This is a genomic window from Streptomyces mesophilus (assembly GCF_011044995.1).
GTDB lineage: Bacteria > Actinomycetota > Actinomycetes > Streptomycetales > Streptomycetaceae > Streptomyces > Streptomyces mesophilus.
In genome coordinates this window covers 48440-69177 of sequence record NZ_JAAKZW010000006.1, presented here as the reverse complement: position 1 = coordinate 69177, position 20738 = coordinate 48440, and the positions used below count along the sequence as shown (strand labels likewise).

General features: G+C 69.7%; 14 protein-coding genes. 3 read left to right on the top strand and 11 right to left on the bottom strand.

What is annotated here, in order from left to right:
* Window positions 1-38: 38 nt before the first annotated feature.
* Window positions 39-2456 (top strand): Tex family protein, encoded by a 2418-nt coding sequence (locus tag G6045_RS03960; protein WP_165330365.1) that lies wholly within the window; start codon window positions 39-41, stop codon window positions 2454-2456.
* A 51-nt stretch (window positions 2457-2507) separates the two neighbouring features.
* Here G6045_RS03960 and G6045_RS03955 read toward each other — a convergent pair whose 3' ends face one another.
* From G6045_RS03955 to G6045_RS03940, 4 genes are all read right to left on the bottom strand, one after another.
* Window positions 2508-3539, bottom strand: a complete 1032-nt coding sequence (locus G6045_RS03955; protein ID WP_165330364.1) for an oxidoreductase — start codon at window positions 3537-3539, stop codon at window positions 2508-2510.
* A 128-nt stretch (window positions 3540-3667) separates the two neighbouring features.
* Window positions 3668-5386, bottom strand: a complete 1719-nt coding sequence (locus G6045_RS03950; RefSeq protein ID WP_165330363.1) for a BCCT family transporter — start codon at window positions 5384-5386, stop codon at window positions 3668-3670.
* 77 nt (window positions 5387-5463) lie between these two features.
* Entirely contained in the window at window positions 5464-6756 is a 1293-nt protein-coding gene (locus tag G6045_RS03945) for a M14 family metallopeptidase (protein WP_165330362.1), read from the bottom strand.
* Window positions 6753-8738 (bottom strand): Xaa-Pro dipeptidyl-peptidase, encoded by a 1986-nt coding sequence (locus G6045_RS03940; protein ID WP_165330361.1) that lies wholly within the window; start codon window positions 8736-8738, stop codon window positions 6753-6755. Before G6045_RS03940 ends, G6045_RS03945 begins: the two co-directional genes overlap by 4 nt.
* Window positions 8739-8992: 254 nt before the next feature.
* On the opposite strand from G6045_RS03940, the gene sph reads away from it, so the two are divergent.
* Window positions 8993-9928 (top strand): sphingomyelin phosphodiesterase, encoded by a 936-nt coding sequence (sph, locus tag G6045_RS03935; protein WP_235967539.1) that lies wholly within the window; start codon window positions 8993-8995, stop codon window positions 9926-9928.
* 75 nt (window positions 9929-10003) lie between these two features.
* Here the strand turns inward: sph and G6045_RS03930 are convergent, their stop codons facing one another.
* Window positions 10004-11473: an amino acid permease gene (locus tag G6045_RS03930; protein ID WP_328707646.1), complete on the bottom strand. Its 1470-nt coding sequence runs from the start codon at window positions 11471-11473 to the stop codon at window positions 10004-10006.
* A 138-nt stretch (window positions 11474-11611) separates the two neighbouring features.
* Window positions 11612-13399, bottom strand: coding sequence for an AMP-dependent synthetase/ligase (locus tag G6045_RS03925; protein WP_165330359.1), 1788 nt, complete (start codon window positions 13397-13399; stop codon window positions 11612-11614).
* Between the two features lie 182 nt (window positions 13400-13581).
* Here G6045_RS03925 and G6045_RS03920 point away from each other — a divergent pair, with 182 nt between their 5' ends.
* Window positions 13582-14355 carry a MerR family transcriptional regulator gene (locus tag G6045_RS03920; protein WP_165330358.1) on the top strand — a complete coding sequence of 258 codons (774 nt, stop codon included), beginning with the start codon at window positions 13582-13584 and terminating at the stop codon, window positions 14353-14355.
* Window positions 14356-14374: 19 nt separating this feature from the next.
* On the opposite strand, the gene G6045_RS03915 is transcribed toward G6045_RS03920, so the two are convergent.
* The 5 genes from G6045_RS03915 to G6045_RS03895 form a co-directional block, all read right to left on the bottom strand.
* Window positions 14375-15298, bottom strand: coding sequence for a GlxA family transcriptional regulator (locus G6045_RS03915; RefSeq protein ID WP_165330357.1), 924 nt, complete (start codon window positions 15296-15298; stop codon window positions 14375-14377).
* On the bottom strand, window positions 15295-15846 hold the full coding sequence (locus tag G6045_RS03910; protein WP_165330356.1) for a cysteine hydrolase family protein: 552 nt from the start codon (window positions 15844-15846) through the stop codon (window positions 15295-15297). The genes G6045_RS03915 and G6045_RS03910 overlap by 4 nt, the downstream gene beginning before the upstream one ends.
* A gap of 128 nt (window positions 15847-15974) precedes the next feature.
* Window positions 15975-18149 (bottom strand): 3-hydroxyacyl-CoA dehydrogenase NAD-binding domain-containing protein, encoded by a 2175-nt coding sequence (locus G6045_RS03905; protein WP_165330355.1) that lies wholly within the window; start codon window positions 18147-18149, stop codon window positions 15975-15977.
* Between the two features lie 172 nt (window positions 18150-18321).
* Entirely contained in the window at window positions 18322-19536 is a 1215-nt protein-coding gene (locus tag G6045_RS03900) for an acetyl-CoA C-acetyltransferase (RefSeq protein ID WP_165330354.1), read from the bottom strand.
* A gap of 47 nt (window positions 19537-19583) precedes the next feature.
* Window positions 19584-20726, bottom strand: a complete 1143-nt coding sequence (locus G6045_RS03895; RefSeq protein WP_165330402.1) for an acyl-CoA dehydrogenase family protein — start codon at window positions 20724-20726, stop codon at window positions 19584-19586.
* Window positions 20727-20738 lie beyond the last annotated feature (12 nt).

Genomic DNA, 20738 nt, shown 5'->3' with positions numbered 1-20738 from the left:
GGCGGGCTCAAGCTCAGCGAGAAGGCGGTACGGGAATCGTGACGACACCCACGTTGTCCATCGAGAGCAGGATCGCCGAGGAGCTCGGCGTAGCGGAGCGGCAGGTCAAGGCTGCGGTCGAGCTGCTGGACGGCGGCTCGACCGTGCCCTTCATCGCGCGGTACCGCAAGGAAGCCACCGGCATGCTCGACGATGCGCAGCTGCGCACGCTCGAGGAGCGGCTGCGGTATCTGCGCGAGTTGGAGGAGCGCCGCACCGCGGTCCTCGATTCGGTACGGGAGCAGGGCAAGCTCACCGACGCGCTCGAGGCGCAGATCCGTGCGGCCGACACCAAGGCGCGGCTCGAGGACATCTATCTGCCGTACAAGCCGAAGCGCCGCACCAAGGCGCAGATCGCCCGCGAGGCCGGTCTGGAGCCGCTGGCCGACGGCCTGTTCGGCGACCCGACCGTGGAACCGACGGCCGCCGCGGCCGCGTTCGTGGACGCCGACAAGGGCGTCGCGGACGCACAGGCCGCCCTGGACGGGGCCCGCGCGATCCTCACCGAGCGGTTCGCGGAGGACGCGGATCTGATCGGTGAGCTGCGCGAGCGGATGTGGACGCGCGGCCGGCTCGCCGCCAAGGTGCGCGAGGGCAAGGAGACCGAGGGCGCCAAGTTCTCGGACTACTTCGACTTCGCCGAGCCGTTCACCGACCTTCCCTCGCACCGCATCCTGGCGATGCTGCGCGGCGAGAAGGAAGGTGTGCTCGATCTGGTCCTCGAGCCGGAGGAGGCCACGGACGGACCCTCTTCGTACGAGGGCATCGTGGCGCACAAGTTCGGGATCGCCGACCGTGGCCGTCCGGGCGACAAGTGGCTTCAGGACACGGCCCGTTGGGCCTGGCGCACCCGGATCCTCGTGCACCTCGGCATCGACCTGCGGCTGCGGCTGCGTACCGCCGCCGAGGACGAGGCGGTCAAGGTGTTCGCGTCGAACCTCCGCGATCTGCTGCTCGCCGCGCCCGCCGGCACCCGCGCGACGCTGGGGCTCGACCCCGGTTTCCGTACGGGTGTGAAGGTGGCCGTCGTCGACGCGACCGGCAAGGTGGTCGCGAAGGACACCATCTACCCGCATGTCCCGGCCAACAAGTGGGACGAGGCCATCGCCAAGCTCGCGCGGCTCGCCGCCGAGCACAAGGTCGAGCTGATCGCGATCGGCAACGGCACGGCCTCTCGCGAGACCGACAAGCTCGCCGGTGAACTCATCACCAAGCACCCGGAGTTGAAGCTCACCAAGGTGATGGTCTCGGAGGCCGGCGCCTCCGTGTACTCGGCCTCGGCCTTCGCCTCGCAGGAGCTGCCCGACCTGGATGTGTCGATCCGTGGCGCGGTCTCGATCGCGCGCCGCCTCCAGGACCCCCTGGCCGAGCTGGTGAAGATCGATCCGAAATCCATCGGGGTCGGCCAGTACCAGCACGACCTGTCCGAGGTGAAGCTCTCGCGCTCCCTCGACGCGGTGGTCGAGGACTGTGTGAACGGCGTCGGCGTCGATGTGAACACCGCGTCCGCGCCCCTGCTCGCCCGCGTCTCCGGCATCGGCGCGGGACTGGCCGAGAACATCGTGGCCCACCGGGACGCGAACGGCCCGTTCCGCGCCCGTACCGGACTCAAGGAGGTGGCGCGGCTCGGCCCGAAGGCGTACGAGCAGTGCGCGGGCTTCCTGCGGATCCGCGGCGGTGACGACCCGCTTGACGCCTCGTCCGTGCACCCCGAGGCGTACCCCGTGGTGCGGCGGATGGTGAAGACGACCGGCGGCGAGGTGGCCTCGCTGGTCGGCAACACCGCGACGCTCAAGTCCCTGAGGGCCTCCGACTTCGTGGACGAGACCTTCGGTCTGCCGACCGTCACCGACATCCTGCGCGAGCTGGAGAAGCCCGGGCGCGACCCGCGGCCCGCGTTCAAGACGGCCACCTTCAAGGACGGCGTCGAGAAGATCGGCGATCTGGCGTCCGGGATGGTGCTCGAAGGTGTGGTCACCAACGTGGCGGCCTTCGGTGCCTTCATCGACATCGGTGTGCACCAGGACGGTCTGGCCCATGTCTCCGCGCTGTCCAAGACGTTCGTCAAGGACCCGCGCGATGTGGTGAAGCCCGGCGACATCGTCAAGGTGAAGGTGCTCGACGTCGACATCCCGCGCAAGCGGATCTCGTTGACGCTGCGCCTGGACGACGAGGCCGCCAAGGACGGCGGCGAGAAGCCCGCCGGTGGCGGCCGGCGTGAGCGCGGCGGTCAGGGCGGCCGTCCGCCGCAGCAGCGTGACGGCGGCGGCCGGCAGCAGCGCGGGGGCGGCAACCGGGACCGGCGCGGTGGCGGCGGTGCGGGTGGCGGCGCCGGCCGTCCGGCGCCCGCGCCGGCGAACAGCGCGATGGCCGACGCGTTGCGCAAGGCGGGTCTGGTCGACCCCAAGCGCCGCTGACGGCAAAGCGGTTGAAGGGGGCGGCCTCGACAGGCCGCCCCCTTCGGCGTGTCAGCGCACCATCGGCGCGACAAGCACACTGTCCGTGGTCCGCGCCACGATGTACGACTCCCCCTTCACCGCCTTCGCCTCCAGGGCGATCCGGTGCTTGCCGGCCTCCAGGACATCGTCGAACAGCTCGTGCGTATGCGTCCGGTAGAGCCGGTCGAGCCGGTAGCCGGTGAGCCGGACCCGGCAGGTCGAGGTGACCTCGATCCCCGCCTCGCCGTCCGCCGCCACCAGGCGGGTCAGCCGCCGCTGCTCCACCGGGCTGTGGTCGAGCGCGTCCTCGATCTGCGCCACCAGGACCGGGATGATCGGAGCGAGCCCGTCCACGTACACGACCTCCACCCCCGTACGCTCGAACGCCTCGCGCACCAGGGCCCGTTGGGTGTCGGTCACCGCCCGGCCGAAGGCGACGGCGCCGTACGTCCGCAGCTCCTCGGGTGGCACACCGGTGGCGTCCTGGGTGATCTCGGCGCCTATGCCTATGGTGCGCAGCGCGGCGGCGAGCTTGGCGAGCACGGCGACCCTGGCGCCGATCAGCAACACCCGCCGCGGCAGGGCGGGTTCGGGGGTGGCGAGCAGCCGCGCGAGCTCGCTGCGGTACTCGGAGCCGCGGAAACGGAACGGCCCGATGCCGTGGTACGCGTCACGTTCGAGGTCGACCTCGTCCTGGGTCTGCCAGGCGAAGTCCCGCCAGATGAAGTCCTCGCCGTTGTCCGGGTCCTTCTCTATGACCGCGGTGACCGCGCCGCATTCGAGGGACTCGCATTCGGGACAGCCGTAGATGACGAACCTCCCGTCGGGCAGCGGGGCTTCGGCCTCGAGCAGGAGTCTGCGCACATGCGTGGTGAAGATCGCGGGTGGTACGTCCGAGGCGAGCGGGGACACCGCGTCGAGGTCGGACAGCTGGAAGAGCAGCGGCCTGCCTTCCACGATGAAGTCCGTGAAATCACGGTGGACTTGGTAGTCACCGTTGGCCAGGACGCCGCCGGCCCGCATCGCCGGGGCAAGACCGAAGGTCGCGTACTCGGCACACATGCCACGAGTATCCCCATCCGAGGGCGGAAGCGAGCCTGACTGCGATATTCCGCTGATCGGGTTCTTCTCGGGGCACGCACCGAGGGTGTACGAGGGAGCGGGACGCGGTGCGCCCCGCTCCCCCGCTGTCACTCGTCGATCGGCGCCGGTCCGATCCTGAGCTCGAACTCACCGTCGTACTTCTCATGGCCCGCGATCACGGCCATCTCGACGGCTTCCTCACCCATTTCGCCCCGGACGATCAGCGGGTCCCTGCGCAGATCGCGCATCAGCGACCAGCACATGCCGAGCATCACGATCACAAAGGGCGCGGCGGCCAGGATCGTGAGGTTCTGCAGACCTTGCAGGGCGTTGGGCTTGCCGTTGCCGATCATCAGCATCACGGCGGCGACGGCTCCGGTGACCACACCCCAGAACACCACCACGAGGCGGGTCGGTTCGAAGGTGCCGCGCTGCGAGAGCGTGCCCATGACGATGGACGCCGCGTCCGCGCCGGAGACGAAGAAGATGCCGACGAGGACCATGACGAGGATGCTCATCACGGTGGGGATGGGGAACTCCCGAAGCAGCGCGAAGAGTTGACCCTCGGGCGTGGCCTCGTCGCCGAGCCGACCGCTCTCCTTCATCTTCATCGCCGTACCGCCGAAGATGGCGAACCAGACCAGGCTGACCGTGCTCGGCACCAGGATCACGCCGCCGATGAACTGGCGGATGGTGCGGCCGCGGCTGATCCGCGCGATGAACATGCCGACGAAGGGCGTCCAGGAGATCCACCACGCCCAGTAGAAGACCGTCCAGCTGCCCAGCCAGTCCGCGACACCCTCGCCGCCGCTCGCCTCGGTGCGGCCCGCCAACTGCGGCAGATCGCCCAGGTAGGCGGCGATCGAGGTGGGCAGCAGGTCGAGGACGATCACGGTCGGGCCCGCGATGAACACGAAGAGGGCGAGGACCAGGGCGAGCACCATGTTGGTGTTGGACAGCCACTGGATGCCCTTCTCGACACCGGAGACCGCCGAAAGGACGAAGGCCGCGGTGAGCACCGCGATGATCGCCACGAGCACGCCCGTACCGATGGTCTTGGCCCAGTCGAGCTCCTTCATGCCACTGCTGATCTGCAGGGTGCCGAGCCCGAGGGAGGCGGCCGAGCCGAAGAGCGTGGCGAAGATGGCGAGGATGTCGATCACGCGGCCCCAGCCGCCGTTGGCGTGCCTCTTGCCGATGAGCGGGGTGAACACCGCGCTGATCGTCTGCCGCCGGCCTCGGCGGAAGGTGCTGTACGCGATCGCGAGACCCACCACGGCGTAGATCGCCCACGGGTGCAGCGTCCAGTGGAAGAGCGTGGTGGCCATCGCGGTCATCATGGCCGTGGCCGAGTCGGCGGGGTCGGTGCCGGGCGGCGGGGTGGTGAAGTGCGCGAGGGGCTCGCTCACGCCGTAGAACATCAGGCCGATGCCCATACCGGCGCTGAACATCATCGCGACCCAGGACACCGTCCGGAACTCGGGCTCCTCGCCCTCGCGGCCCAGGGTGATCTTCCCGTAGCGGCTGATCGCCAGCCACAGCGCGAAGACCACGAAGCCCGATGCGGCGAGGACGAAGGCCCAACCGGCGTTGTGGATCAACCCGTTGAGCGCCTTCGCCGAGACGTCCTCGAGGCTGTCGGTGGCGAGCGCGCCCCACAGGACGAAGGCGAGCGTGATGGCGGCCGTGACGCCGAACACCACCCGGTCGGTCGTCACCACACCGTGGTCGTGGGGACTGCCGGGGAGTCCCGTGGACAGATGCGGTTCTCCCCGGCCGGCCCTTTTCTTCTGGTCTTCCGGTCTGTTCTGCTCTTCGTGTGGCATAGGCGGGGCCTTTCGAGGTGGCGTCTTCGTAATGCTCGCCTCTTCGCTACCACACGCGTGTCACAGGTCACAGACCATCAGCATTCGTCGGCGGGTTGCCCGTTCACTACGTGGTACGGCGCCCGCTCGTCGAGCAGCAGCGGGACGAGCGCACGCAGCGACTGCCGCAGCGGCACGAGCACACCGTCGCCGTCGGGGCGCACCTTGACGCCGTGCAGCGCGAGTTCGTCGCCGACGTCCGCGTACTGCGCGGCGGTGAGCCGGTAGCCGCAGGGCGGATCGGGGAGGATCTCGGACGGCTCGGCGGGATCGTTGTCGGCGCCGCCGAGATAGACCGGGCCCTCGTCCGCGTACCCGGCGCGACGGGCCTCGCCGGTCGCCCGGTCGACACTGCGCCCCTTCTCGCCGGTGAAGGCGAACAGGCCGTCCAGCGCGGCCAGTTGCGAGTACACGCGGCGACGGTTGTTCAGGCTCTCGTCGGCCTTCTCCTCATCCGTGAGCGGGTCGACACGGCTCTCGATGAGCAGCCCGACCGCGTGCTTGATGCCGGAGGCGTTGCGCAGGATGCGCTCCTGCCCGTCGCCCGCGGTCTGCTTGATCGGCTCACCGGTCTCGGGATCGGTCCAGATCCCGTACGTGCCCGTGGAGTAGCCCTCCTCCTCGGCGGCCGGCCGGACGTAGTCCCCGGAGAGGTCCTGCGCGTGGTCGTGCACGGCGTGGTCGGTGTTGAGGTTGCGCGGCCACAGATCGAAGAGGTCCTTGTCGTAGTACGGGGGTGTGGCGCCGTACTCGTGCAGGTCGTAGATGACGTCGGGGCGCTGGTCGCGGATGACCCGGGCCAGGGTGCGGCCCTCCGCGGTGGCCAGGGCGACGTGGTCGCGGTTGATGTCGACGCCGTCGGAGTTGCCGCGGGTGTCCGCGGCGCGGCCGTCGGGGTTGGCGGTGGGGACGATCAGGATCTCGCTGCGGTCGAGGAGTTCGAGGGTGCGCTTGTCCTTGGCGTAGGCCAGGTCGCGGAGCGTGGTGAGGCAGGCCTCGCGGCCGGAGGGTTCGTCGCCGTGCTGGGAGCAGATGAGGAGCACGGTGGGCGCGCCGGGCCGGTCGGTGCCGAGACGGGCGAGCTGGATCGGCCGGTTCTGCTTGGTGGTGCCGATCTGCTCGACCTTGATCCGGCGGCTGTCGCGGTCGACCGTGCGCAAGAAGTCCTGTTCCTCGGGCTGGGTGGTCCAGTTGGCGCCGTTGGACTGCTCGAATCCCGTCCGGGGTCCGGGCGTCGAGCTGTCCGTCTGGCCGGAGCCCGCGAGGGCGGGGCCGGTCAGGGCCGCCGCGAACGCGGTCGCGGCGGCCGTCAGCGAAAGTGCGCGTCTCAAGGGATCAGGCCTTTCTCCGGGGGAAGACGGTGCGCCTGGGGTGCCTGCGTGAGCCCCTCGTAGCGGCTCTCGCGCGGTGCGGCGGCGGGTGCGCCGGGGCGGGTGGCCTCGGCGAACGCCCGCCAGCCGCCGACGAACGGCAGCTCGGCGGTGGTGCGGCGCAGATCGAGCGTCAACGTGCCCGGTGTCGCGGGCGGTTCGATGAGGCCGGCGTCGGTGCCCGCGACGATGAGGGCGAGACGGTGGCCGGCCGGGATCACATGGTCGCTCGAGGCGAGGTCGATGGTGAGCGTGTGCTGCCTGCCCGGCGTCAGCGGACGTTCCGTACGCGGGTCGGCATAGGTGCCGAGGTCGGCCCAGCCGCGGCTGAACACCGTGTAGTCGACGTCCGCGCTCTTGGCGGCGGTCTCCTTGAAGCACGGGCTGTCGCCCTCGCGGCTCTCGCCCCAGCAGCTGCGTTCGGGCAGCGTGACGATGCCCTCCCCTGCGGCGGCGTAGTCACGGATGGTGGCGGGGCCGAGGTCGACCAGGACGGCGGAGAGGTGGGCCGTCGGGGTCGAGGGGGTCGCAGTCACGGTGACCTGCGAACTCCCGGAGATACGGAGGTCCTTGGCGAGCGGCTCGGTGACGAAGCCCGCCTTGTCCGGCGTCGAGGTGGTGAGCTGGGCGGCCCAGTCCGTCTCGCCGCGGCTCGGGTCGTCCGTGAACGTTTCCGTCGCGCCACGGGGCGCGGACTCGAGGCCCAGGGTGCCGACGCCGGCCTGGGTGCCCGGGCCCGGCTTCACGGCCACGGTGTCCGTGGCACGCGGCGGCCAGTGGCGGCTGGTCCCCCACTGGTCGGGAGCGGTCTCGATATCGGCCATCGGCTCGTCGTCGATGCCGTTGTCGTAGCCGAGGAGTTCATGGTCGAACCAGCGGTGCAGGGTGCGAACCCAGTCGGCCCGGCGGAAGTCGAACGGGTCGACGTGCCCGGTCTGGCTCAGCCAGATCTTGCGCTCGACCCCTTCCTCGGCGAGCGCGTCCCACCACTGACCGAAATGCTTGGCGCGCACGTTGAGGTCCTGCTGACCGTGTACGACGAACACGCTGGCCTCGACCTTGTCGGCGTCCGGCACGTGGTTGCGCTCGTCCCACAGGCGGGTCCAGTTTCCGTTGCGCGGCGCCTCGTCGACCAGCCGCTGCTGTACGGCGCCGCAGCGGGTACGCGCCTCGGGGCTCTCGACGTAGTCGGACAGCCACTCGGGGCCGCTGTCGTAGAGCGGGGCGCCCTGCTGGAAGTAGTAGTCGTACCAGGAGGAGATGGCGCCGATCGGCACGATGGTCTTGAGTCCCTCGACACCGGTCGCGGCGACGCCGTTGGCGACCGTGCCGTCGTAACTCTTGCCGATCATGCCGGTGTCGCCGTTGGACCAGCCGGCCCTGGCGCGCTCGTCGCCGGTGCGGCTGGTGTAGCCGCGGCCGCGGCCGTTCAGCCAGTCGACGACGGCCTTCGCGGAGGTCACGTCGGAGCGCCCGCCGACGTCCACGCAGCCGTCGGAACGGTTCGTCCCGGCGAAGTCCACGGCGACGAAGGCATAGCCGCGCGGGACGAAGTAGTTGTCGTAGTACAGCGGGAACTGCACCACGTTGCCGTCGGCGTCGTAGGTCTTCTTCTGGCTCTCGTTGCCCCGGCCGCAGCACGCGTAGTACGGGCTGGCGTCCATGATCACGGGGATCTTGCGCCCCCGCTGGGCGGGTTCGCGCGGGCGGATGATGTCCGCGGCGACGCGGTCGGTCCTCCCGTCGCCGTCGCCGTCGAGCCCGGTGTCGACCCAGACGGATTCACGGATGGCGTTCGCGTACGAGTAGACCGGCTTGCTCTCCGTGGGGCCGCCGCTGCGTGCGGCGGCGTAGGCGGGCGAGAGCAGCGAGAGGAGAAGGGCCGCCAGGGCAGCCATGAGCACGACAGGTCTGAAGCGGGTGGCCCGCGCAGGTATCGGCATGCGGCGGAAGTTACTCCGGTCAACTCCCGCGCAAAAGAGGGCAGTCGTGACAACCGAGTGTGCGACGCCGCGACAACGTGCCGACATCCGCGGGCTACTCAGAAGTAACCAGCGCTGCTTTGATGAGCGGGCACCACCTCCTGCCCCCACTTCACACGGGAGTCTCTGTGCCTCGCTCTGCTCGTTCCGCTCGCTCTGCTTGTTCCGCTCGCTCTGTTCGTTCCGCTCGTCCGGTCGCTGTCGCGCTCGCCGGTCTGCTCGCCGGTGCCGGTCTGGTCGCGACCTCGCCCGGGTCCGCCGCGGCGGCGGCCGCGCCGGACGTCAAGGTGCTCACGTACAACGCCTTCCTCTTCAGCAAGACGCTGTATCCGAACTGGGGTCAGGACCACCGCGCGGCCGCGATCCCGAAGACGTCCTTCTTCCGCGGCCAGGACGTGGTCGTGATCCAGGAGGCCTTCGACAACTCCTCCTCCGACGCGCTCGCGGCGGGCGCCCGCGCCGAGTATCCGCACCAGACGCCCGTCGTCGGCCGGAGCAAGTCCGGCTGGGACGCGACCGGTGGCAACTATTCGACGACCACGCCGGAGGACGGCGGAGTCACGATCTTCAGCAAGTGGCCGGTCCTGCGCAAGGAGCAGTACGTCTTCCCGGACGCCTGCGGCGCGGACTGGTACTCCAACAAGGGCTTCGCGTATGCGGTCCTGGATGTGAACGGCGCCAAGGTGCACGTGGTGGGGACGCACCTGCAGTCCACGGATCCCGGGTGCGGCTCCGGTGAGGCGGCGGCGATGCGCAGCGCCCAGCTGAAGGACATCGACGCGTTCCTGGACGCGAAGGCGATCCCGGCCTCCGAGCAGGTCATCGTCGCGGGCGATCTGAACGTCGACTCGCACAGCGGTGAGTACGGTTCGATGCTCGCGGACGGGGGCCTGGTGGGGGCGGACGCGCGGACCGGGCATCCGTACTCCTTCGACACCCAGGACAACTCGATCGCGAAGGACCGCTACCCGGACGATCCGCGCGAGGACCTGGACTACGTGCTGCACCGGGCCGGGCATGCGCGCCCTGCGGGGTGGGCGAACCACGTGGTCAAGGAGCAGTCGGCGCCCTGGACGGTCACGAGCTGGGGCACCTCCTACACGTACACGAATCTGTCGGACCACTACCCGGTGACGGCGTCCGCGTCCTGAAAGCGGAGACGGCCTGAAGACGGCAGCGGCCGGTCCCGCCCCGAAGGGCTGGACCGGCCGCTGGGGCGTGCGCCGTTACTTCGAGGAGTCGAGCTTCTCGGCGGCGAGACCGCCGGCCGCGACCTTGTCGCGGACCTTGTACCAGCCGATGACCAGCGCGAGCGCGATGACCGGGATCAGGTAGAGGGTCGGACGGCCGATCTCGGCGTCCTTCCACATCAGGCCGAGCACGGTCAGCAGGAAGACGATCGTGACGATCTCGGTGACCGGGCTGCCGGGCAGCTTGAACTTCGGCAGGGTCAGCAGACCCTCCTCGGCCCGGCGCCGGAACACCATGTGGCAGAGCATGATCGTGATCCAGGTGGAGATGATGCCGAGCGCCGCGATGTTCAGGACGATCTCGAACGCCTTGTCCGGCACCACGAAGTTGAGGCCGACACCGGCCACGCACACACCCGAGGTGAGCAGGATGCCGCCGTACGGCACGTTGGTGCGGCTCATCTTCGAGGTGAAGGCCGGGGCGGTGCCCGCCATCGCCATCGAGCGCAGGATGCGGCCGGTGGAGTACAGACCCGAGTTGAGCGAGGACATCGCGGCCGTCAGGACCACGAGGTTCATCACGTCGCCCGCCGCCGGGACGCCGATCGAGGAGAGCACGGTGACGAAGGGGCTCTCGTCGCCGGAGTACTTCGAGCCGGGCATCAGGAGCGCGAGCAGCACGACCGAGCCGACGTAGAAGAGACCCACGCGCCACATGATCGAGTTCACCGCGCGCGGGACGACCTTCTGCGGCTCGGCGGCCTCGCCGGCCGCGACGCCGATCAGTTCGAGCGAGGCGTAGGCGAAGACGACACCGGTCATCACGATGACGACGGGCATGACGCCGGCCGGGAAGAGACCGCCGTTCTCGGTGATCACGTGCAGACCCGGCTTCTCGCCGCCCACGTCGGACTGCGTGACCAGCAGGAAGATGCCGATCGCCATGAAGATCACCAGGGCGGAGACCTTGACGATCGAGAACCAGAACTCGAGCTCACCGAAGATCTTCACGGAGATCAGGTTCACCACGAGCACGATGGAGAGCGCGATCAGCGCGAGCACCCACTGCGGGATGTCGGTGAAGAAGCTCCAGTAGTGCGTGTAGAGCGCGATCGCGGTGATGTCGGCGATACCGGTCGTCGCCCAGTTGAGGAAGTAGCCCCAGCCGGCGACGTACGCACCCTTCTCGCCGAGGAACTCACGGGCGTACGACACGAACGAACCGGACGAGGGCCGGTAGACGACCATCGCGCCGAGCGCGCGGACGACGAAGAACGCGAAAATGCCGCACACCAGGTAGGCGAGGGCGAGACCGGGTCCTGCCGAGTTGAGGCGGCCGCCCGCTCCGAGGAACAGTCCGGTGCCGATCGCTCCACCGATAGCGATCATGTTGATGTGGCGGGCCTTGAGGTCCTTGCTGTATCCCGCGTCGCCTGCATCGGCGGGCACGTCGGAGGCGACCGTACGGGGCGCCTCCTGTGCCGCGGTGACGGCTTCCTTGCTCACGCGCTGTTCAACTCTCAGTGGGGGGACAGTGCAAAGCCCGTGCCACCCCTGACGCGGCACGGACCTGGCACACCTTTACCCACACTTGATCCAACCTGCGGTGGTACAGGTCACAGAGCGGGACATCTCACATGGTGATCAGGGGCTGTACAGACGGTCGATGTCCGTCCTGTACCGCTCTGTGATCACCCGTCGCCGCAGCTTCAGGGACGGGGTGAGCTCTCCGGTCTCCGGCCCCCACTCCTCGCCGAGGATCGTGAACCGCTTGATCTGCTCGGTGCTGTTGAGGCGCTCGTTCGCCGCCGCCACGGCCTGCTCGATCTCCTTGCGTACGGCCGGATCCCGCGGGTCGGCCGGTATGCCCTGCGCCTGGGCCCAGACCGGGAAGGTCTCGGGGTCGAGGACGAGCAGCGCCACGAGATACGAGCGGCCGTCGCCGTACGCGAGGGCCTGGCCGATCAGCGGGTGTTCCTTGAGGGTGTTCTCGACCAGGGCGGGCGAGACGTTCTTGCCCGTCGAGGTAATGATCATTTCCTTCTTGCGGTCGGTGAGCCAGAGGTAGCCGCCCTCGTCGATCCGCCCGATGTCCCCGGTCGCGAACCAGCCGTCTGCGTCACACGCGTCCTCGACCGATCCGTCGGCCCGGAGGTAACCGTCGAAGACGGTGCCGCCGCGTACGAAGATCTCGCCGTCCTCGGCGATACGGACCTCCACGCCTTCGAGCGGCCGGCCCACCGAGCCGGTCCTGAAGGCGGCCGGGCTGTTGGTAGTGGCGACGCCGACGGTCTCCGTGAGGCCCCAGGCGTCCATGATCGTGAGCCCGAAGCCGGCCCAGAAGCGCATCACGTCCGGTGGCATCGGCGCCGAGGCGCTCGCGGTCCACAGGAGCCGGTCGAAGCCGGCCGAGGTGAGGATCGGGTCGAGTACGTGCTTCTTCACATGCCGGTACGCGGCGTCCAGCGGACCCGGGACCGGCTCGCCCTTCTCGCGGTGGGCGAGATGGGCGCGCGCGGTGTCACAGGCCTTCTCGATCGCCCGCCTGCGCTCCTCGGGGGCCTGCGCGAGCATCGCCCGTACGGCCGCGGCGAGCTTCTCCCAGACGCGGGGCACCCCGAAGAACTGCACGGGCCTGAGCTCGCGCACCGTCGCCGCCAGCTGGGCGGGGTCGGGGCAGAGATGGACGTGGGCGGCACGGAAGACCGGCAAGTAGATCCCGAGCATGCGCTCCGCGATATGGGCGAACGGGAGATACGAGATGTGCTCGGCGTGATCCGGCAGCTCGACGACCGCGTCGAGCGCGAGGGCGTTGCGGATCACGTTGCGGTGCGTGATCCGCACGCCCTTGGGGTCGCCGGTGGTGCCGGAGGTGTAGACGACGGTGAGGGGGTCGGCCGGCCGGATCTCGCGCCAGGCCTTCTCGAAGGCGTCGCCGTTGTGGCCTGCTGCCAGGACTTCGCTGTACGGCGTGTGGCCGGCCGCGGCGTCGGGCTCGACTACGACCAGGCGCTCCAGCTCGGTCTCGTCCAGGAGCGGCGCCCACCGGCCGACTTCCCGCTCGCCCTCGATCACCGCCAGCCGGGCGCGGCTGTGCCGGGCGATATGCGCGATCTGGCCGGGTGCGGCGGTGCCGTAGACCGAGACCGGGACGGCGCCGAGGTGGGTGAGGGCGAGATCGGAGAGCCAGTGCTCGGGCCGGTTGCCCATCATCATCAGGACGTGGTCGCCGCGTACGACGCCGAGCTCCGCGTATCCGGCGGACAGCTCGGTCACGCGGCGGCGGACCTCGGACCAGGTGAGGGTCGACCACCCTTCGCCCTCGCGCCAGGAGAGCGCCGGGCGGTCGCCGTGGTCCTCGACGTTGCGGAGAAGCAGTGCGGGGAGGGTCAGTTCTTCGGGTGCTCCGGGTAGGCGCAGGATCGTACTCATGGCGGCCCCCTGTCCGTCGGGCTGCGCAGAGGCGGCCCACTGTCCGTCGGGCATTGTCCCGGACCGTTTCACAAGGGTGGTGAGACAGCAATACTGTTGCACCGCATTGGTGCAAGGTGCCGGGCCGTGCGAACACGTACGCGTCTCGGTGTGAAGCGAGGCGGGAAGCGAGGCTGCGAGCAATGACCACCCAGGCCGAGGGGCAGCTCGGACGGGAGCGGACGTCCGGCGGGTACGAACCCTCCCTCACCGTCGACGAGTTGGCCGCCCGCGCCGGGGTCACGGTGCGTACCGTCCGCTTCTACAGCACCCGTGGCCTGCTGCCGCCGCCGTCGATCGGGCCGCGCCGGGTGGGCCGTTACGGGGCGGCGCATCTGTCGCGGCTCGCGCTGATCGAGGAGTTGCAGCACCACGGTCTGACGCTCGCGGCGATCGAGCGGTACATGGAGCAGCTGCCGGCCGATATGACGGCGCACGATCTGGCCATCCACCGTGCTCTGGTGGCCAGTTGGATCCCCGAGGGCGCCACCGAGATGAGCCGTGAGCAGCTGGCCCGGCGCGCGGGCGGCGCGCTGGCGGACTCGGATGTGGACCGGCTCGCCGCGATGAGTGTCCTGGAGCGCACCGAGGACCCGGACGTCTTCCGTATCGACCCGGGCCTGCTGCATCTGGGGCTGCGGCTGCTCGACGTGCCGATCGCGCAGGACACGATCCTGGCGGCGCGCGATGTGATGCTGGAGCACTCGCGGCAGGCGGCCAAGGAGCTGACGCGGCTGTTCCAGGACGAGGTCTGGGGGCCCTACCGGGAACGGGAGTCGGATCCCGAGGCGGTCGAGGCGATGAAGGCGCTGTCGGCGGACATGCAGCCGATGGTGGTGCAGGCCCTCGTCACGGCGTTCCAGCGGTCGCTCAAGGACGAGCTGCGACGGCGGTACGTGGACGGGGCCGAGGCCTGAACCGGGCGGCGGCGGTCGCTCACCCGACGCCCTCCGCCGTACGGCTGCGCAGCCGGCGCAGCATCCGCGCGTCCTCGAACCCCACGGCACGGGCCGCCGCCTCCACCGTCTCGCCGTGGCCGATCAGGTGCTCGGCCCGCTCCACGCGCAGGGTCTGCTGGTAGCGCAGCGGTGTCAGACCGCCGGTGGCGCGATGGAACATCCGGGTCAACGTCCGCTCGCTGACGCCCACTTGCGCGGCGAGATCGGTCAGCGGCAGCGACTGGGCGTAATGCGAGTCGATGTGGTCCTGGACCCGGTGCACGGTGTCGTCGAGGTGGGAGCGGAGGCGCAGCATGGCGCTCGCCTGCGGCGCGTCACCGTTGCGGCGGGCGTAGACCACCATGTTGCGGGCCACCCGCGCGGCGAGTGCCGGGCCGTGGCGCTGGGCGAGCAGGTGCAGCACCAGGTCGATTCCGCTGGCGATGCCGGCCGAGGTGACCACGCGGTCGTCGGTCGTGAACAGGACGTCGCGTACGACCGTCGCCCTCGGATAGCGGCCGGCCAGCGCGTCCTGCAGGTCGTGGTGCGTGGTGCAGCGGCGTCCGTCGAGCAGGCCGGCCCGGCCGAGGAGTTCGGCTCCCGCGCAGACGCTGGCGACGGTGCCGCCGGTGTCATGGTGCGCGCGGAGCCGCTCCAGGACGGCCTCGCTCGCCGCGGGCGGATGACGCAGCGCGTCCGAGCGCCAGCCCGGCACCATGAGCAGGTCGTCCGCGGCTGTTTCGGGCCACTTCGTACCGGCGACGAGGGGCAGCCCCTGGGCGCTGGTCACCGGGGATTCCTCGGCGACATACGCCAGCTCGTAGGGATGCCCGAAGTCCCCTGCGAGACCGAAGGCCTGGGCGGGCCCGGCCAGGTCGAGCAGGTGGACTCCGGGCAGGAGCAGGAAGACGACGCGGTTCACGCGGACGATGCTGCCAGGTCCTTCTCGAACTCGGCGACGGTGGCGATCCGTGCGAAGCGGTCGCGCAGCACCGCCTCGGTGCGGGCGATGAGCTCCTCGGGGCTGAATCCGGTGTCGGTGTCGGTCGTCACGGCGTCCGTCACGAACACCATGCGGTAGCCGAGGTCGCTGCCGACGCGGGTGGTGGTCTCCACGCACTGCTCGGCGCGGATTCCGCACACCCACAGCTCGGTGACGCCCGCTTCGGTGAGGAGTTGCTGGAGGTTGGTGGTGGTGAACGCGTTGTGCGAGGTCTTGTGGAGCACCGGTTCCCCGGCAGCCGGCCGCTCCAGCTCGTCGAGGAGGCGTACGTGGCCTTCGGCCGGATCGAAGACCCCGCCCGTTCCGGGCTCCTGGTGCAGCACCCAGATCACCCGGTCGCCGGCCGCGCGGGCCGCACGGACGAGACGGTTCACGGGTTCCGCGATCTTCGGGTTGCCGATCTCGTCCCACAGGGGACGGGCTCGGAACGATTCCTGGACATCGATGACGATCAGTGCTCGGCTCATGTCCCCATGGTGGCCTGGGACTCCACCGCGATTCCAGGCTCGATCCGGGCCACTGCCGGAACGATCCGGTCACCGGATGCCGCGGTGGTACGGGAGGCCTGAGCAGCCTCCCGTACCACCTGTGGCGGTTACGCGTCCGAGAAGCGCTCGCCCTTCTGGGCCTTCTCCACGAGCAGCGCCGGCGGCAGGAACCGGTCGCCGTAGGTGGCGGCCAGTTCGCGGGCACGGGCGACGAAGCCGGGCAGACCGCCCTCGTATCCGTTGATGTACTGCAGGACACCGCCGGTCCAGCCCGGGAAGCCGATGCCGAAGATCGAGCCGATGTTGGCGTCGGCGACCGAGGTGAGGACGCCTTCCTCCAACAGCCGTACGGTGTCGAGGGCTTCGGAGAACAGCATCCGCTCCTGCATGTCGCGGAACGGGATCTCGTACCCGGGCTTGGTGAAGTGCTCCCGCAGCCCCGGCCACAGCGGACCGCGCCTGCCGTCCTCGCCGTACTCGTAGAAACCGGCGCCGGACGAGCGGCCCTTGCGGCCGAAGTCGTCGATCATGCGGTCGATGACGCCTTCGGCGGGGTGCACGGGCATCTCGACGCCCTCGGCCGCAAGGGCCTGCCGGCTCTCCTCGCGGATCTTGCGCGGGAGCGTGAAGGTCAGCTCGTCCAGGAGCGAGAGCACCTTCGCCGGGTAGCCGGCCTGGGCGGCGGCCTGTTCGACGGAGGCGGGCTCGATGCCCTCGCCGACCATCGCGACGCCCTCGTTGATGAAGTGGCCGATGACGCGCGAGGTGAAGAAGCCGCGCGAGTCGTTGACGACGATCGGGGTCTTGTTGATCTGGCGGACCAGGTCGAAGGCGCGGGCGAGGGCCTCGTCGCCGGTGCGCTCGCCCTTGATGATCTCGACCAGCGGCATCTTGTCGACGGGCGAGAAGAAGTGCAGACCGATGAAGTCCCCCTGGCGCTCGACGCCTTCGGCGAGTGCGCTGATCGGGAGGGTGGAGGTGTTGGAGCACAGCAGCGCGTCGGGCTCGACGATGTGCTGGATCTCCTGGAAGACCTTGTGCTTGAGCGCCGGGTCCTCGAAGACCGCCTCGATCACCGCGTCGCAGCCCGCGAGGTCGGCGGGGTCGGCGGTGGGCGTGATCAGGGCGAGCAGGGCGTCGGCCTTCTCCTGGGTCGTACGGCCGCGCTTCACCGCCTTCTCGCAGAGCTTCTCGGAGTACGCCTTGCCCTTGGCGGCGGATTCGGCGGAGACGTCCTTGAGGACGACCTCGATACCGGCGCGGGCGCAGGAGTACGCGATGCCGGCGCCCATCATGCCGGCGCCGAGCACGGCGACCTTGCGGACCTTGCGGGACTCGATGCCCTTGGGGCGGTTCGCGCCGGAGTTGACGGCCTGGAGGTCGAAGAAGAAGGCCTGGATCATGTTCTTCGCCGTCTGGCCCGTGACCAGTTCGGTGAAGTAGCGGGCCTCGATGACCAGCGCGTTCTCGAAGTCGACCTGGGAGCCCTCGACCGCCGCGGCGAGGATGTTGCGCGGGGCCGGGTAGGGCGCGCCGGCCAGCTGCTTCTTCAGGTTGGCCGGGAAGGCCGGCAGGTTCGCGGCGAACTTGGGGTTCGCCGGGGTGCCGCCGGGGATCCGGTAGCCGGGCTTGTCCCAGGGCTGCTGGGACTCGGGGTTGGCGTCGATGAAGGCGCGGGCCTTCTCGATCATCTCCTCGCGGGTGGCGACGACTTCGTGCACGAGGCCGTTGTCGAGCGCGCGCTTGGGGCTGTACTGCGTGCCCTGGAGCAGCACCTTCAGGAGCGCGTCCGCGATACCCATCAGGCGTACGGTGCGGGTCACGCCGCCGCCCGCGGGCAGCAGTCCGAGGGTGACCTCGGGCAGGCCGATCTTCGAGCCGGGGGCGTCGAGGGCGATGCGGTGGTGGCTGGCGAGGGCGATCTCGTAACCTCCGCCGAGCGCGGCGCCGTTGATGGCGGCGACGACGGGCTTGCCGAGGGTTTCGATACGGCGCAGCGCGGCCTTGATGCCGGTGCCGGTCTCGAAGACGCGCTGGGCGTCATCGGGGCCGGCCTTCATCATGTCCTTGAGGTCACCGCCGGCGAAGAAGGTCTTCTTCGCGGAGGTGTAGATGATCCCGCGGATCGAGTCGCGCTCGGCTTCCGCGCGGTCGGCGATCGCGGCGATGGAGTCCTTGAACGCCTGGTTCATGGTGTTCGCGGACTGGTTGGGGTCGTCGAGGACGAGCGTGACGATGCCGGTCTCGTCCTGCTCCCAACGGATTGTTGTGCTCTGCGTCATGGTGCGGTCTCCGTGAAGTCTGAGGGTGTCGGGTGGCGGCTACGGGGAAGGCGGCTGGGCTTGGGGCCGGGTGCGGGCTGTCGTGGGTTGCTCGCGCAGTTCCCCGCGCCCCTGAGATGCGCACTGCGTGCGGCATCTCCCCCGCCACAGCGGGCCGGCCCCGGCGTGAGCTCTAGATGCGCTCCACGATCGTCGCGATGCCCATACCGCCCCCGACGCAGAGCGTGGCCAACCCGAACCGCTTGTCCTGGCGCTCCAACTCGTCGACGAGGGTGCCGAGGATCATCGCGCCGGTGGCGCCGAGGGGGTGGCCGAGTGCGATGGCGCCGCCGTTGACGTTCACCTTGTCGAGGCTCAGGCCCATGTCCTTGACGAACCTCAGCACCACGGCCGCGAACGCCTCGTTGATCTCGACGAGGTCGATGTCGTCGATGGTCAGGCCTGCCTTGGCGAGGGCCTTGCGGGTGGCCGGGGCGGGCCCGGTGAGCATGATGGTCGGCTCGGAGCCGGAGACCGCGACGGAGACGATCCGGGCGCGCGGGGTCAGGCCGTTCCGCTCCCCCGCCTCCTTCGAACCGATCGCGACCAGCGACGCACCGTCGACGATGCCGGAGGAGTTGCCCGCGTGGTGGACGTGGTCGATCTTCTCGATCCAGTGGTACTTCTGCAGCGCCACCGCGTCGAAGCCGCCGAGGTCGCCGATGTCCGCGAAGGACGGCTTGAGCTTGGCGAGGGAGTCCGCGGTGGTGCCGGGGCGCAGGAACTCGTCGTGGTCCAGGACGGTCAGGCCGCTGCGGTCCCGTACAGGAACGATGGAGCGGTCGAAGCGGCCGTCCTTGACGGCGGCCGCGGCGCGCTCCTGGGAGAGGGCCGCGTACTCGTCCACATCGCGGCGGGTGAAGCCCTCGATGGTGGCGATGAGGTCGGCGCCGATGCCCTGCGGGGCGAAGTTGGTGTCCCAGTTGGTCATCGGGTCGGCGAACCAGGCGCCGCCGTCGGAGGCCATCGGCACCCGCGACATCGACTCGACACCACCGGCGAGGACGAGGTCCTCCCAGCCGGAACGGACCTTCATGGCCGCCATGTTGACGGCCTCCAGACCCGAGGCACAGAAGCGGTTCTCCTGGACGCCGGCCACCGTGTCGGGCAGACCCGCGGCAATGGCCGCGATCCGGGCGATGTCCGAGCCCTGGTCGCCGACCGGGCCGACGACGCCGAGCACGATGTCGTCGATCGTGGCCGGGTCGAGGTCCGGGTTGCGGGTCTGGATCTCCTTGATCAGACCGGTCACGAGGTCGATGGGCTTGGTGCCGTGCAGGGACCCACTGGCCTTGCCGCGCCCGCGCGGGGTGCGGATCGCGTCGTAGACGTACGCTTCGGTGCTCACGGATAAGCCTTTCGAGGGTGCGGGGTGAGGGGTGCGTGCTCGGGCTGCTACGGCAGCAGGGACCGTCCGATGATCTCCTTCATGATCTCGGTGGTCCCGCCGTAGATGGTCTGGATACGGCCGTCGGTGAAGGCGCGCGCCACGCGGTACTCGGTCATATAGCCGTAGCCGCCGTGCAGTTGGAGACAGCGGTCGGCAACGCGTTTCTGCAACTCGGTGGCCCACCATTTGGCCATCGAGGCGTGCACGTGGTCGAGCACCCCGTTCGTGTGGTCCTCGATACAGCGGTCGAGGAACGTACGGGTGACGGCGCACTCGGTGGCCATCTCGGCGATCTCGAAGCGGATGTGCTGCAGCTTGGCGAGCTTGCGCCCGAAGGCCTCGCGCTCCTGCACGTACTCCATCGTGATCTGCAGCAGATACTCGGCCGCCGAGATGGCGGCGACCGCGATGCCCATGCGTTCCTGGGCGAGGTTGGTCATCAGGTGCAGGAAGGCGCCTTCCCGCTCACCGAGCAGGTTCTCCTTGGGGACCTTCACGTCCCGGAAGAACAACTCGGCGGTGTCCTGGGCCTTCTGCCCGATCTTGTCGAGGTTGCGGCCGCGCTCGAAACCCTCCATGCCGCGCTCGACGACGAGCAGCGACAGGCCCTTCGCGCCGCCCTCGGGCGTCGTACGGGCGACGACGATCACCAGGTCGGCCAGGATGCCGTTGGAGATGAAGGTCTTCGAGCCGTTGAGCAGCCAGTGGTCGCCCTTGTCCTCTGCGTGCGTCTTGATGCCCTGGAGGTCCGAGCCCGCGCCGGGTTCGGTCATCGCGATCGCGGTGATGATCTCGCCGGAGCAGAAGCCGGGCAGCCAGCGGCGCTTCTGCTCCTCGGTGGCGAGCGAGGTCAGATACGGGCCGATGATGTCGTTGTGCAGCCCGACCGCGAGCCCGGAGGCGCCGGCGCGGGTGAACTCCTCGGCGAGCACGGCCGAGAAGCGGAAGTCGGTGTTGCCGCCGCCCCCGTACTCCTCGGGCACGGCGAGTCCGAGCAGGCCCTGCTTGCCGGCGGCGCGCCAGGCGTCGCGGGAGACGATGCCGTCCTTCTCCCACTGCTCGTGGTGCGGCACGACCTCGCGCTCGAGGAAGGTCCGCACAGTGCCACGGAAGGCCTCGTGCTCCTCTCCGTAGAGCCTGCGCTCCATACCTGATGGCGT

Coding starts and splice junctions, on each gene's coding strand:
- G6045_RS03910 (WP_165330356.1), bottom strand. CDS start 15,846: ATGAGCCGAGCACTGATCGTCATCGATGTCCAGGAATCGTTCCGAGCC.
- G6045_RS03920 (WP_165330358.1), top strand. CDS start 13,582: ATGACCACCCAGGCCGAGGGGCAGCTCGGACGGGAGCGGACGTCCGGC.
- G6045_RS03895 (WP_165330402.1), bottom strand. CDS start 20,726: ATGGAGCGCAGGCTCTACGGAGAGGAGCACGAGGCCTTCCGTGGCACT.
- G6045_RS03950 (WP_165330363.1), bottom strand. CDS start 5,386: ATGCCACACGAAGAGCAGAACAGACCGGAAGACCAGAAGAAAAGGGCC.
- G6045_RS03925 (WP_165330359.1), bottom strand. CDS start 13,399: ATGAGTACGATCCTGCGCCTACCCGGAGCACCCGAAGAACTGACCCTC.
- G6045_RS03905 (WP_165330355.1), bottom strand. CDS start 18,149: ATGACGCAGAGCACAACAATCCGTTGGGAGCAGGACGAGACCGGCATC.
- G6045_RS03955 (WP_165330364.1), bottom strand. CDS start 3,539: ATGTGTGCCGAGTACGCGACCTTCGGTCTTGCCCCGGCGATGCGGGCC.
- G6045_RS03940 (WP_165330361.1), bottom strand. CDS start 8,738: ATGCCGATACCTGCGCGGGCCACCCGCTTCAGACCTGTCGTGCTCATG.